Annotated in this window: 9 protein-coding genes; 3 read left to right on the top strand and 6 right to left on the bottom strand. The window is 65.7% G+C overall.

The window, feature by feature from the left end; genetic code table 11:
* Positions 1-13 precede the first annotated feature (13 nt).
* Positions 14-769 (bottom strand): 2-dehydro-3-deoxy-D-gluconate 5-dehydrogenase KduD, encoded by a 756-nt coding sequence (gene kduD / locus AC07U1_RS16595; RefSeq protein ID WP_495178255.1) that lies wholly within the window; start codon positions 767-769, stop codon positions 14-16.
* Entirely contained in the window at positions 769-1,611 is an 843-nt protein-coding gene (gene kduI, locus AC07U1_RS16590) for a 5-dehydro-4-deoxy-D-glucuronate isomerase (protein ID WP_495178256.1), read from the bottom strand. The genes kduD and kduI overlap by 1 nt, the downstream gene beginning before the upstream one ends.
* A gap of 158 nt (positions 1,612-1,769) precedes the next feature.
* On the opposite strand from kduI, the gene AC07U1_RS16585 reads away from it, so the two are divergent.
* Entirely contained in the window at positions 1,770-2,936 is a 1,167-nt protein-coding gene (locus AC07U1_RS16585; RefSeq protein WP_495178257.1) for an iron-containing alcohol dehydrogenase, read from the top strand.
* Between the two features lie 6 nt (positions 2,937-2,942).
* Here the strand turns inward: AC07U1_RS16585 and AC07U1_RS16580 are convergent, their stop codons facing one another.
* The 4 genes from AC07U1_RS16580 to AC07U1_RS16565 form a co-directional block, all read right to left on the bottom strand.
* Entirely contained in the window at positions 2,943-4,625 is a 1,683-nt protein-coding gene (locus AC07U1_RS16580; RefSeq protein WP_495178258.1) for a hypothetical protein, read from the bottom strand.
* Positions 4,626-4,643: 18 nt separating this feature from the next.
* Positions 4,644-7,244 carry a TonB-dependent receptor gene (locus AC07U1_RS16575; protein ID WP_495178259.1) on the bottom strand — a complete coding sequence of 867 codons (2,601 nt, stop codon included), beginning with the start codon at positions 7,242-7,244 and terminating at the stop codon, positions 4,644-4,646.
* A gap of 177 nt (positions 7,245-7,421) precedes the next feature.
* Entirely contained in the window at positions 7,422-8,624 is a 1,203-nt protein-coding gene (locus tag AC07U1_RS16570) for an alginate lyase family protein (RefSeq protein ID WP_495178260.1), read from the bottom strand.
* A 199-nt stretch (positions 8,625-8,823) separates the two neighbouring features.
* Complete coding sequence (locus AC07U1_RS16565; protein WP_495178261.1) at positions 8,824-10,026, bottom strand: glycoside hydrolase family 88/105 protein; 1,203 nt, start codon at positions 10,024-10,026, stop codon at positions 8,824-8,826.
* A gap of 133 nt (positions 10,027-10,159) precedes the next feature.
* Between AC07U1_RS16565 and manD the strand changes: the two genes are divergently transcribed.
* A complete protein-coding gene (manD, locus tag AC07U1_RS16560; RefSeq protein WP_495178262.1) occupies positions 10,160-11,371 on the top strand; it encodes a D-mannonate dehydratase ManD in 1,212 nt (403 codons plus the stop codon).
* Positions 11,371-12,276: a DUF4861 family protein gene (locus AC07U1_RS16555; RefSeq protein WP_495178263.1), complete on the top strand. Its 906-nt coding sequence runs from the start codon at positions 11,371-11,373 to the stop codon at positions 12,274-12,276. Before manD ends, AC07U1_RS16555 begins: the two co-directional genes overlap by 1 nt.
* The last annotated feature ends 3 nt before the right edge of the window (positions 12,277-12,279 follow it).

Genomic DNA, 12,279 nt, shown 5'->3' with positions numbered 1-12,279 from the left:
TCTATGCGCGATGCTAGCGCGCGAGCCAGCCGCCGTCGACCGCGAGTATATGGCCCTGCACATAATCCGACGCGCTTGAGGCCAGAAAGACCGCCGCCCCGCCGATATCCTTGGGATCACCCCAGCGGCCCGCCGGGATACGCTCCATGATCTGGCGGTTGCGCGTCTCGTCGCCCTGCAGCGCCGCGGTGTTGTTCGTCGCGATATAGCCCGGCGCGATCGCATTGACCTGAATGCCCTTCGCCGCCCATTCATTGGCGAGCAGCTTGGTGAGGCCGCCGACCCCCGATTTCGACGCGGTGTAGCTCGGCACCCGGATGCCGCCCTGAAAGGTCAGCATCGAGGCGATGTTGATGATCTTGCCCGACCCGCGCCCGATCATGTGGCGCCCGACCGACTGGCAAAGGAAGAACAAGGTCTTGAGATTGGTGTCCATCACCGCGTCCCAATCTTCCTCGGTGAAATCGACCGCGTCGGCGCGGCGGATGATCCCGGCATTGTTGACGAGGATGTCGATCCGCCCGAACTCACCGAGCACCGCATCGACGAGCGGCTGCACCGCCGCAACGCTCGAAAGGTCGGCAGCGAAATTCTCACCCTTGCGGCCGAGCGCCTCGACCTTGTCGACCGTCTCGGTCGCGGGCGAGCGGCCCGCGGCGGCGATGTTCGCCCCCGCCTCGGCGAGCGCGAGCGCGATCCCCTGCCCGATGCCGGTGTTGGCGCCGGTCACCAGCGCCACCTTGCCCGAAAGATCGAAGAAACCCGCCATTACGACAGCTGGCAGATGTCGAGGACGTTCATGTCGGTATAGTCCTGGTTCTCGCCCGCCATTGCCCAGATGAAGGCATAGGATTTGGTGCCCGCGCCCATATGGATCGACCAGGGCGGCGAGATCACCGCTTCCTCATTCTGCATCACGATGTGGCGGGTCGCCTCGCCTTCGCCCATGAAGTGCATCACGCGGTCGGTGTCGACATTGTCGAGTTCGAAATAGAAATAGATCTCGCTGCGGCGCTCGTGGATGTGCGGCGGCATGGTGTTCCAGACGCTGCCCTCGTTGAGCACGGTCAGACCCATGACGAGCTGCGCGCTGTCGCAGACGCCTGGAATGACGAGCTGGTAGATCGACCGTTCGTTCGACTCGGCGAGGCTGCCGCGGTCGAGCTTGTTCGCATCGGCGATACCCAGCTTGCGCGTGGTAAAGGCCTTATGCGCCGGGCACGATGCCATATAGTAACGCGCGCCTTCGCCCGCGAAGCTGACATCGGTCGCGCCCATCGTCACATAGAGGCAATCCTTGTTGCCGAGCGTGAAGCTTTCGCCGTCGACCGTGACAGTCCCTTCGACCGACGAGACATTGACGATCGCAAGCTCGCGGCGTTCGAGGAACGGATGACCCGCCGCCGACGGCGGCTCGGTCTGCGCCGGCAGCTTGACCGGGGCCGCGCCGACGGCGACCCCGCCGATCACGAAGCGATCGGCGTGGGTGTAGTTGAGCACGCACTCGCCGGTGCGGAACAGGTCCTGGATCAGGTAACGGTCGCGAAGCTCCGCGTTCGACACCTCCTCCATCATCACGGGATGGGTCGCATAATAGGTCTTCGAAAACATCGGGGCATCCTCGCGATAGATGTTGGTGATTGGCCGCCTTGCTACGCCGCAAGGTAACCGGTGTCAAGATCGACGTCGCGGGCGACTGACCAGTCGGCGATTTCCTCCGCGCCGCGATGAAGCTAGGGTGACGCCGCGTTCGACGAGGAGACAATGAGTTGAGTATCGCCAGCATCGCCCTGCCCCGCATCCTGCGCATCGGCGGCGGCGCGTCGAAGCAATTGCCCGAGGTGTTGACGGCGCTGGGCCTCGCGCGCCCGCTGATCGTCACCGACGCCTTCCTGCAAAGCAGCGGCCGCGTTGCCGAATTGCACGACGGGCTGGCCGCCGCGGGCATCGCGGCGCGTGTCTTCGCCGACACCGTGCCCGACCCGACCATCGCCTCGATCGAGGCGGGCTTGGCCTTCCTGCGCGAAGGCGACCATGACTGCGTCGTCGGTTTCGGCGGCGGCAGCCCGCTCGACAGCGCCAAGGCGATCGCCCTGCTCGCGAAGCACGGCGGCGCGATGGCCGACTATAAAGCGCCCCACATTCAGGACGAATCTGGCCTGCCGGTCATCGCGATCCCGACCACTGCGGGCACGGGGTCGGAGGCGACGCGCTTCACGATCATCACCGAGGAGGCGACCGACGAGAAGATGCTGTGCCCCGGCCTCGCCTATCTGCCGATCGCCGCGCTCGTCGATTATGAGCTGACTTTCACCAAGCCCAAAAGGCTGACCGCCGACACCGGCATCGACTCGCTCGTCCATGCGATCGAGGCCTATGTGTCAAAGCGCGCCAACCCGTTCAGCGACGGCATGGCGCTGCTCGCGATGCGCGCGCTGGCGCCGAATTTGCGCCGCGTCTGCGCCGACCCCACCGACGCGGCGGCGCGCGAGGCGATGATGCTCGGCGCGACGCAGGCGGGCATCGCCTTTTCGAACAGCTCGGTCGCGCTGGTCCACGGGATGAGCCGCCCGATCGGCGCGCATTTCCATGTCCCGCACGGGCTGTCGAACGCGATGCTGCTGCCCGCGGTCACCGCCTGGTCGGCGCCCGCGGCGCTGCATCGCTATGCCGACTGCGCGCGGGCGATGGGCGTCGCCGACGAAGCCGAGGGCGACCAGTCGGCGGTCGCGCGGCTGCTCGACGAACTCGCCGCGCTGAACCGCGAGCTCGAGGTGCCCGGTCCGGCGGCATGGGGCATCGACGCCGCGCGCTGGGACGCGCTGGTCCCGACGATGTGCGCGCAGGCGGCCGCGTCGGGATCGCCCGCGAACAACCCGCGCGTGCCCGATGCCGACGAAATGGCGATGCTCTATGCGCAGGTCTGGGCGGGGTAGCCGACCCTAGCGCCGCCGGCGCGCCAGCTGCCAGTCATAGAGCGACGGCACCGCATCCAGCGCCTGCCCGGTCGCCTCGATATAGGGCGCGGGGGTGTAGCTGATCGCGATTGTGCGGTTCGCGTGCAGCCCGACGATACGCTCGCCCGGTCCTTCGAGACCGCTGGCGATCGTCACCGTCGCGTCGGCGGGCACCGTGTCGGGCATCACCAGCCGCGCGTTCCACAGCGTGTTGTACAGACCGTGTCCGGGCTTCCAATAGGGCGCGCCGCCGCCGACCCACAGCTGATAGGCCCATTCGCCCTTCGCCTGTTTCGGGTCGATATGCAAGACGATCTGGTCGAACAGATTCTGGTGGTTTGACCCGCTATGCTGGTCGATGATCGCATCCTGCATCACCTCGGACCGAAGGAACACCGACCGTGTCGAGCGCGTGTTGACGCTGAGCGGGTGGATCACCGGATTTTCGACCTTGAGGTCCTTGACCAGCACATTGTGGACCGCCCCGACATGCACCGAATAATGCGCGCGGCGGTCGCCGGTGGTCGTGACATTGGAGATCGTCAGGCTCGCCGCATTGTCAGTCAAAATGCCGCTGTCCGAACGGTCGATGACGAGGTTGCGGATCCAGCCGTCGAACACCCCGGTCATGTAGATGCCGTTATATCCCTGCTCCAGATGGTGACCGAACGACGGCGCCTCGGGAAATTGCAGGCGCAAATTCTGGATGCCGACGTTGGTGAGGTGGCGCCACGCGGCGATCACCGCAGGCTGGTCGGGTCGCACGTCGTGGAGCAACGGATCGCCAAGCGTCACGCGCTTGCCGTGGATCGCGGCGACGCGCGTCGACTGCACCACCACCGGCCGGTTCGGCGATGTCCAGTGGTGCGAACCGATCGGCAGGTCGGTATCGCCATAGAGCGACGTCAATATCTTGCTGTCGGGTCCGTCGACCGAAAACCACTGCAGCTGGACGACGTCGCCGACGCGCAGCTTGGCGGCATCGTCGACCTGCAACGCGCGCGCGAATTGTTTGCCCGCCACGCCATTCGCCAGCCTGTCGTCGCGCACATCCTTGTTGCCGTCGTAGGAGACCGGCCGGGCCTTTTCGGGCGCGACGAGGATCATCCCGCCGGCCCAGCTATATTCGGTGAACAGATAGTCGATATTATGCTCGGGTTCGACCTGCTGCTTCTTCTCGCGGACGAGATATTCGCGCAGCTCGTCATAATCATGGCTCTTGTCGATGATCTTGAGCGGGCGCGGAAAATAGAGCTCGCTGCCCCCCGCCCCTTCGCCCGCACCGTCGAGGACGATATCGCTGCGGGTGATGCGCAGCACCTCGGTGATCTGGGTGCGCCCCTTGGGGAAACGCAAGGTCACCCGGCCCTGGACCGCATTGGCGGCATCGAGCGCGCGCAGCACCGCCTTGCTGTCGTCATACCCGTCGTCGGGGATCGCGCCATAGGCGGTGACGTCCACGACCGTGCCCGCATCGTCGGGGATCGGCGCGAGGCCGAAGCCATAGCCGGCGTAGGAATAATCGGGCAGCGGCGTCGCCGTCATCGTTCCGCGATCGGACAGGATCTTCGGCAGCGACGACGACTGGGCGAGCGCGGGAAGCGCGGTGCCCACGGCGATCGACAGGGCAAGGCCGAGGACGCACTTGTCCCTGTTGAGCGGCTTCATCACTTCATGTCCTCGTCTTCAGAATTTGGCGCGCAACCCGACCGAGTAGCGCCGCTCGGACAGCGCATAGCTGTTGAGCGCGGTCGGGTTGAAATTGCTATACTCGCTCGTCGCCGATTTCCGCGGCATCAAGTTCTGCGCCTGCAGCGACAGCGCGAAATTCCTGGTGATGTCGAACCCGACCTGCGCATCGAGCTGCGAGCGCGCGCCCACGAAACTCGGCCGCCCTTCGGAAAATTCGAACACCGCCTCGTCGCGATAATTATAGGCGACACGCGCCGAGAAGGGACCCTTTTCGAACAGGCCGACAAGGTTGTAGCTGTTCTTCGACACCGCGACGAGCGGGAAGCCCGCGGCATCCTCCGAGTCCGAATAGGTGTAGTTGGCGATGATGCCGAGGCCATCGAACGGCGCGGGCAGGAAGTCGGCGAACTGCTGGATGCCGATTTCGAAACCCTTGATCCGCGCGCTCGACAGATTCTCGGGCCGCGAGAAGGTCAGTTCGCGCCCCTGCGGATCGAGGTTGGTATCGATGCCAGTGGTGACGAAGCTGGCGATGAAATTCTTCACATCCTTGTAGAAGAAGGCGCCCGAGATCAGCGAACTCTTGCCGGTATAATATTCGAAGCTGATGTCGGCCTGGGTCGAAATCGGCGGTTCGAGGTTCACGTTGCCGCCGGTCACCGACAGGTTGGTCGCGTTGAAGAAGGTCGATGGCGCAAGGTCGGCGATCGAGGCGCGCTGCATCGTCTGCGACGCCGACATGCGGACGAGGAAATCGTCGGTGACGTTGAACGCGATATTCGCGCTCGGCAGCACATTGGTATAGCGGTTCTTGTCGTTGACGAGCGTGCTGACGGTGCCGACATTGACATAGCTGTCGACCGACAGTCGCGTGCTCGCGATGCGCACCCCGGCGTTGGCCTTATACGGGATGCCGACGATCTCGCCCTCGCCCGACACCATCAGATAAGCCGCGAGCGTGCGTTCGCTGAAATCATAGTCGCGCTGCAAATTGGGCAGCAGGGTCGACAGGCCGTTGGCGTTGGGATTGGGCTCGGCCGCCTGCGCGCGGGTGAAGACATAGTCGAAGGTCGGTGCGGTGCTGAGGAAGCTGCGCGGGAAGGTCCCGCCGATGTCGGACAGGAAGTGGCCCATGTCGACCAGGTTCAGATAGGGTTCGAGTTCGGCGCGGGTCGGGGTGACCTGGCTGCGGAACGCATTCGAGCGTGCATGCAGGTCGGTATAACGCGCACCCGCCGAGATGGTGACGCCGCCGGCGGTTTCGTAGCTGACGTCGAGCTTGCCGGTCCACTCCTCGAGCAGCCCGATCAGGCGGTTGCTGCGCACGCCGTTGTTCGCGGGGTTGTACGACGCATAGCTGGTCGGGTTGAACGTGCCGCCGAGCGTCAGCGACGGGATCGTCACGTCACGGAAATCGAAGGCGCCCGGGACCGCCGCGGTCCCTTGCAGCGTGATGATCTGGATCGTCTGGTCGATCGTGCCCTTGCTGTAATAGCCGTCGGCCTCGATCGTCAGCCCGTCATTCTCATATTTGCCGTTGAGGCCATAGAGGAAGCTTTCGGTCGGCTCCTTGCGGATCTGCCCGGCGGTGGTGACGGTGCCGTTGGCATTGCCCGCGACGACCATGCCATTTTCGACCACCGCATTGGTCACCGGGTTGGTGCCGGTCGGCAGGCGGAACGCGAAGAAGTCCTGTTTCCGGCCCGTCGTCAGCTTCGAATAGAGCGCGTCGGCGGTGATCGTGAATTCGGGGGTCACCTCGAACTGAATCGCGCCGTTGAGCCCGAGCCGCGAGCGGTCGACGGTGAATTGTTCATATTGCAGCAGCACGGGTGTCTGCTGGACGGTGGTGACGCCGTTCGCGGTATAGTTGCGGTTGAGGAAATTGTTGCGCTCGAAGGTTTGGGTGGTCGAGGTGCGCTTCTGATATTCGCCCGCCAGCATGATACCAATGCGGCCGTCGGCGAATTTGGTCGTCGCAAAGCCGGTGATCGCAGGTTCGAACTTGTCGCTATTCTCCGAATAGACCCCCTGCACGCGCAGCGAGACGGTCGGCTCCTTGAAGCTCAAGGGCTTCGGGGTGACGAGGTTGACGGTGCCGCCGAGCCCACCCTCGGCCTGGCTCGCGAGCGGCGACTTGCGCACTTCGAGGCGGCCGAACAGGCTGGACGGGACCGAATCGAGCCCCGACGACCGGCCGAGCTGGTCGTTCTCGGGCGGCGAGAGGCGCGCCGACCAGCCGAGCAGGGTGCGGCCATCGACCTCGACGCGTACCTGCTGCAGCCCGCGGACCGAGACAGACTGGCCTTCGCCGAAGACGCGGGTGATCTGGACCCCGGTGACGCGTTGCAAAGCCTCGGCGACGTTGGCGTCGGGCAGTTTTCCGACATCCTCGGCGGTGATGACATCGACGACCTGGTCGGCCTCGCGCTTGATGTCGGCCGCCTGTTCGAGCGAGGCGCGGATGCCGCTGACGACGATCTCGCCTTCGGGCGGCGCGTCGACAGCAGCGTCCTGCGCAAAGGCGGGTGCCATCGCGAGCACCGCCAGCGATGCCCCGCCCGCCAGCTTCGCCAGAAAATTTGTGCCGCGCATCGCCATCTCGTCTCTCCCACCCTGGCCGCTCGATCCCGCGATAGCGGAATGGCGACTTTTTGATTTTCAAATTCTTGTGCGCCGATCTTGGTAACCGGTGTCAGCCATGATCGATTCTTGAGGCAATCCTGTCAAGAAAAAACTTGTATGACAACCTTTGGGGCGGCGTTGGTGCGGTTAGCGCCCTGAGAAGCGACCGATAATGGCGTCGGGCAACCACAGCAGCGGCTGGCGCACCGGGAAATTGCGCACGACCTCGCCGGTCGATGGATCGGGATCGAGTCGCCGCCATAGCGCCAGCCAGTCGTCGCGACGCAGCGCGAGGCCGCCGAACAACAGGCTCGGCTGACGCACGGGAAAGCCGCCGGGATATTCGACATCGGGCGGCAGCGGCCACGCCGCCTTGTCGGCGATATAGGGGGCCATCCAGCCGATCGCGCCCGCGATCGAGCGGCCGTCGTCGGTCCGCCACCCGATCAGGTCGCCCTCGCCTCCCAGCAACCAGGCGGTCGCCGCGAGCACGTCGAGATTGAACAGCGCATAGGCATAGGGCTTGGTCCGCGCGAGTTCGAGCGGCTGGCGTCCGGCGGGCTCGATCTGGGTCGGGATGATGACGGTCTTCAGCCGCGTGCGCGCGTCGTCGAGCACGTCGTTGCGGCCGAGCAGCGCCGCGAAGGACGCGGCTTGCAACAGCCAGCAGGTTCCGTGATTATTCCTTTCGTCGCGCTCCTCGATGCCGAAGGGCGACGTGGTGAGCCAGTCGAGATAGGCCGCGAACCAGCCTTCGACACCCGGGCGGATCGCGGCATAGCCGGGCGCCTCCGCCTGCACGAACAACTGCGCGGCGCGCGCGACCTCGACGATCTGCAGCGTGTCGATCACCCCGATCGCGCGGCCATTGTTGACCCCGATGATCGCCTGCGCGTGGTCCAGCTTCGGGTTCATCCGCGTCGCCGGATCGACGAACCAGGCCGCCAGGTGGCGCATCGCCGCCGCCGCGAAGCGCGCGTCGCCGGTCAGCCGCCACGCCGCCGCCAGCGTCGGCACGGTGCGCCCGAACGCGATCAGCGCGTCGCGGTGGCCGTCGAACTTGTCGGGGTTCGACCGGCCGTCGCGGCGGATATAGGGACCGCCGGGGTTCGCCGGGTCGGGCCACCAATAATCGCCCTCCGAATAATAATCCTGCCGCCCGGCCGGGCTGCGCGGCGCAGGGATCGCCGCGATCGTGCGCGGCGCCGCATCGAGCAGCGCGAGCGCCTGCGGCACCACGCGCGCGCGTTCGATCGCGGCGATATCGAGCGGCAGGCCCCTGCCCCGCGCCAGCACCGCCACCGGACCGGCGAGCATCAGGCCCAGCAGCAACGCACGGCGCGCGATCATGCCAGTATCCGGGGAGGAGAAAATACCGCCGCCGCGAGTGGCATCGCGGCGGCGGCTGTGACCGAAACCAGCGGGAGGTCGTGCTGGGCCGGCCAGATCACATATCGAGGATGGTGCCCCATCATAGGATCGACACCATAGTTGTAGGACAACTTAAGTCAATCGATGTTGTGATCCGGCCCCGCACGGGCGCCGCGGGTCAGTAACGCCCGCGTTTGCGCGCCAGGTCGTACATCGCCGAGCCCGCCAGCAAGAAGGCCCCGCTGCCATAGAATTGCGTTTCGGTCGCCGAGACGCTGTCGGGCCGGTCCCCGACCTGCTGCACCCAGCCGAGCATGCCGTCGGGTTGCACCGCGCGAACGACAGCGTTCCAGCCGCGGATCGCCGCCGGCTCATAGGCTTTGCGATCGAGCAACCCCGCGTCGACACCCCACGCGAAGGCATAGGTGAAAAAGGCCGTGCCGCTGGTTTCGGTCGGCGTGTCGGGGTCGGTGTCGAGCAGCGAGGGCGACCAATAGCCATCGACCTTTTGCAGGCTCAGCAGCTTTGCCGCCATGTCCTTGAACTGTTTTTCATACGCCGGTCTTTTCGGGTCCTTGCGGTCCATCGCCTGCAGCATCCGGACCAGTCCCGCCATCACCCAGCCATTGCCGCGGCTCCAGAACAGCTTGCGCCCGGCACTGTCGCGCTGGTCGAAAAAGCGGCTGTCGCGAAAATAGAGCTGCTCGGTCGGGTCATAGAGATAGTCGGTGGTCGCCCGAAACTCGCGGTGCGCGAAATCGGCGTAGCTCGGATCGCCGGTCGCCTTGGTCATCCGCAGCAGCGTCGGCGGGGCCATGAAGATCGCGTCGCACCAGCACCAGCGGTCGGTGCAGTCCGACGTGCCCTTGCCCGGTTCGTGAGGGATGAATTCCAGCCCGATCGGCGGCGGGTTAGCGAGGACATGGTCGAAATAGGCGCGCGCCGGCGCGATCGCCGCCTTGCCCGCGCCATGACGCGCCGACCACAACCACGCCTGCCCGATCAGTTGGTCGTCGGCGTGGAAGGGCCGGTCGCCGAGCCGCCACGCCTGTTCGCGGCCAAGGTCGAGCAGCGGCTGCGCGTAGCGCCGGTCGCGGTTCGCGAGTTCGGTGAGCGCGACCCAGAAGGTCGCCTGTTCCCAGCCGCGCGGCTCGCGCACGCTTTTGCGCCCGGCGGGTATCTTCGCCCAGTTGGTGCGGTTGGCGAGTTGCCAGTCGGCGACCCGGCGCGTTTCGGTCAGTATCGCCGATGCGCGCGGCATCTGAGGCGACGCCTCGACCATGACGGCGGGACCGGCGGGTTGGGCCGCTCCCGGACTCGGCCATACCGTCAGCCCAAGCGCGACGATATTCGTGCCGACGAGCCACACGCTTCGAACCACATCCACCTCCCTCGAAACATAGTCGGGCTTTTACCCTTGACACCGGTGACAATATCTTTCCTTTTCCGGGAAACATGTCAATAAGGTTGTCTGACAACTGAGCCAAGCGCGGAATCGCGCCAAAGGGGATGGAATGCCGAAGATCGTGTCTGCCCGGGTGATCGTCACCTCTCCGGGCCGCAATTTCGTCACGTTGAAAATCACATGCGACGACGGCACCACCGGCGTCGGCGACGCGACGCTCAACGGGCGCGAGCTGGCGGTGGCGAGCTACCTGGCCGACCATGTCGTCCCCTGCCTGATCGGCCGCGACGCGCAGCAGATCGGCGACATCTGGAACTATCTGTATAAAGGCGCCTATTGGCGGCGCGGACCGGTGACGATGACCGCGATCGCCGCGGTCGACATGGCGCTGTGGGACATCAAGGGCAAGGTCGCGGGACTGCCCGTCTACCAATTGCTTGGCGGCGCGGCGCGCAGCGGCTGTATGGTCTATGGCCATGCCAATGGCACGACGATCGCCGACACGATCGAGGCGGCGCTCGACTACCAGCGCCAGGGGTACAGGGCGATCCGCCTGCAATGCGGGGTGCCGGGCATGGCGTCGACCTATGGCGTCAGCAAGGACCGCTATTTCTACGAACCCGCCGACGCCGACCTGCCGAGCGAAAACATCTGGTCGACCGAGAAATATCTGCGCGTCGTCCCCGAGCTCTTCGCCGCGGCGCGCGAGGCGCTGGGCTGGGACGTCCACCTGCTCCACGACATTCACCACCGGCTGACCCCGATCGAGGCGGCGCGGCTCGGCAAGGACCTCGAGCCCTACCGCCCCTTCTGGATCGAAGATGCGACGCCGGCCGAGGATCAGGAGGCGTTCCGCCTGATCCGACAGCACACGACGACGCCGCTAGCCGTGGGCGAAATCTTCAACTCGGTCTGGGATTGCAAGGGGCTGATCGAGAACCGGCTGATCGACTATATCCGCGCCACCGTGCTCCACGCCGGCGGCATCACCCATATGCGCCAGATTGCCGCGCTCGCCGACCTTTACCAAATCCGCACCGGCTGCCACGGCGCCACCGACCTGTCGCCGGTAACGATGGCGGCGGCGCTGCATTTCGGACTGTCGATCCCCAATTTCGGCATCCAGGAATATATGAGGCACACCGATGAGACCGACGCCGTCTTCCCCCACGCCTACAGCCTGACCGACGGGCTGATGCATCCGGGCGAGGCGCCGGGGCTGGGGGTCGATATCGACGAGGCACGTGCCGAGACCCACCCCTATGCCCGCGCCTATCTGCCGGTGAACCGGCTCGAGGACGGGACGATGTGGAGTTGGTGATGCGCAGCGCCCTGCTCGGTCTTTTGCTGCTTGGCGCACCCGTCGCGGCGCAGGACAAGCAGCCCATGCGGCCCGCGACGGCCGAGGAGCAAAAGGCGCGCGCCGCGGTCGCCATCGCCGATTATCGCTACGATGATTTGCTGTGGGAAAATGACCGCACCGCGTTTCGCATCTATGGCCGCGCGCTCGAACGGGCCGAGCCGCCCTCGACCTCGGGTATCGACGCCTGGGGCAAGACTGTCCGCTGGCCCTTCATGGAACGCCAGTTGCGCACTGGCGAGCAGCACGACAATCATGGCGAGGGGCTCGATTTTTATAACGTCGGCACCGGGCGCGGCGTCGGCGGGCTCGGCATCTGGTACGACAACAAGCTGTGGACCTCGCGCAACTATGTCCGCCCGCACATTCTCAGCGCCGGGCCCGATGTCGCCGACTTCCGCGTCGATTATGACCCGTGGCCGGTCGACATGCAACGCACGGTCAGCGAAACGCGGCGCTTCACCCTGCCCGCCGGGACCAACTTCACCCGCCTGACCTCGACCATCGCGTCGAGCAGCGACGCCGAGATGATCGTCGGCATCGGCATCTCCAAACGCCCGATCAACGGCGGCAAGCTTGGCGAGATCGTCAAGGACGCGAAGGCCGCGCGGATGAACTGGTGGGGACCCGCCGATGGCGAAGGCGATGGTGGCAAGGGCCGCATGGCCGCCGCCGTCATCGTCGATCCCGCCGCCTTCGCGGGCTTCGCCGAGGATGCCGACAATTATCTGATCCTCGTCCGCGTTACCCCGGGCCGACCCTTTACCTATTACAGCGGCGCGGCGTGGGACGGCGGGGGCGACTTTGCGACGCGCGACGCCTGGACCGCATATGTCGATGCCCAGCGCCCCGATTTCCGCCCCTAGCCA

The sequence above is a fragment of the Sphingopyxis sp. GW821-FHT02C12 genome (assembly GCF_059421785.1).
The sequence above is the reverse complement of the archived record's forward strand: the minus strand, read 5'-3'. Positions and strand labels throughout refer to the sequence as shown.

Excerpts from the sequence above, each read along its gene's own strand:
- manD (WP_495178262.1), top strand. The coding sequence starts at position 10,160 with ATGCCGAAGATCGTGTCTGCCCGGGTGATCGTCACCTCTCCGGGCCGC.
- kduD (WP_495178255.1), bottom strand. The coding sequence starts at position 769 with ATGGCGGGTTTCTTCGATCTTTCGGGCAAGGTGGCGCTGGTGACCGGC.
- AC07U1_RS16575 (WP_495178259.1), bottom strand. The coding sequence starts at position 7,244 with ATGCGCGGCACAAATTTTCTGGCGAAGCTGGCGGGCGGGGCATCGCTG.
- AC07U1_RS16570 (WP_495178260.1), bottom strand. The coding sequence starts at position 8,624 with ATGATCGCGCGCCGTGCGTTGCTGCTGGGCCTGATGCTCGCCGGTCCG.
- AC07U1_RS16555 (WP_495178263.1), top strand. The coding sequence starts at position 11,371 with ATGCGCAGCGCCCTGCTCGGTCTTTTGCTGCTTGGCGCACCCGTCGCG.
- kduI (WP_495178256.1), bottom strand. The coding sequence starts at position 1,611 with ATGTTTTCGAAGACCTATTATGCGACCCATCCCGTGATGATGGAGGAG.
- AC07U1_RS16580 (WP_495178258.1), bottom strand. The coding sequence starts at position 4,625 with ATGAAGCCGCTCAACAGGGACAAGTGCGTCCTCGGCCTTGCCCTGTCG.